Source organism: Psychrobacter sp. 1U2 (assembly GCF_051847575.1).
Window position 1 is genome coordinate 1 of the sequence record NZ_JBPYDC010000577.1, and the last position, 960, is coordinate 960.

1 protein-coding gene and 1 pseudogene are annotated in these 960 nt (G+C 40.4%); both read left to right on the forward strand.

Features of this window, described 5'->3' with window-relative positions; all coding sequences use genetic code 11:
- The first annotated feature begins 167 nt into the window (after positions 1–167).
- Positions 168–689 carry a peptide-methionine (S)-S-oxide reductase MsrA gene (msrA, locus tag ACS8FD_RS17370; RefSeq protein WP_439263589.1) on the forward strand — a complete coding sequence of 174 codons (522 nt, stop codon included), beginning with the start codon at positions 168–170 and terminating at the stop codon, positions 687–689.
- 144 nt (positions 690–833) lie between these two features.
- Positions 834–960 (forward strand): annotated as a pseudogene (locus ACS8FD_RS17375) (thiopurine S-methyltransferase); the annotation flags it as partial.

The window sequence follows — 960 nt, forward strand, 5'->3', positions numbered from 1 at the left end:
ATCGCGTTTGGCTCGCCTGCTAAGCTGATTAGCAAGCGCTGAGGCTAAAAAATTATTGTAAGCAATAAGTTATCAAAGGTAATCTATCATTGAAAAATGAAAGTATTACAACCAAATAAACACCTTAGCTCACCTTTATAACAACAGATATAATAATAGGAAAAATTATGCAAACCATTATATTAGGCGGTGGCTGCTTTTGGTGCACCGAATCAGTATTTTTATCCGTAAAAGGCGTACAATCTGTCGTGTCAGGCTACATGGGCGGCGATGCGGTATCTGCCAACTATGAAGCGGTCTGCGGTGGCGATACAGGACACGTTGAAGTTATCAAAGTTGAGTTTGATGAATCTATCGTACCGTTAGAAGTAATACTCGATGTGTTTTTTGCCACCCATGATCCCACTACAATGGATCGTCAAGGCAATGACGTCGGTAGCCAGTACCGCAGCGTGGTGTTCTATACTGACGAGGATCAAAAACCAACCGTCGACCGTACCATTAATAAACTGCGCGATATGGGCGTCAATGTCGTCACAGAAGTACATCCTGCTGTTGAATTCTATCAAGCGGAAGAGGCACATCAAGACTTCTTTAATAGAAACCCAGGACAGGCCTATTGCAACTTTGCAATACCACCAAAGCTTGCAAAACTACGTAAAGAATTCAGTAAATACATGGTGAGCTAAATACTGGCAGCCATCTTGTAAGCTTTAAAAGCCAAGGGTTAATACGCTTGGCTTTTTTATTGCATTTAGCGGTATGATAGTTGGTAACGATAAATATTTAGCACATTGATATTTTTAGGACATTAATCTTTTTGGGGTAGTTATATGAACTCAGAATTCTGGCAATCGCGTTGGCAAGAAGGTCGTATTGGCTTTCATCAGTCTGAAGTTAATCCATTACTCATAAAATACTTTAACCATTTAAACTTACCTGCTGGTAGTCGTGTACTGG

Coding starts and splice junctions, on each gene's coding strand:
- msrA (WP_439263589.1), top strand. CDS start 168: ATGCAAACCATTATATTAGGCGGTGGCTGCTTTTGGTGCACCGAATCA.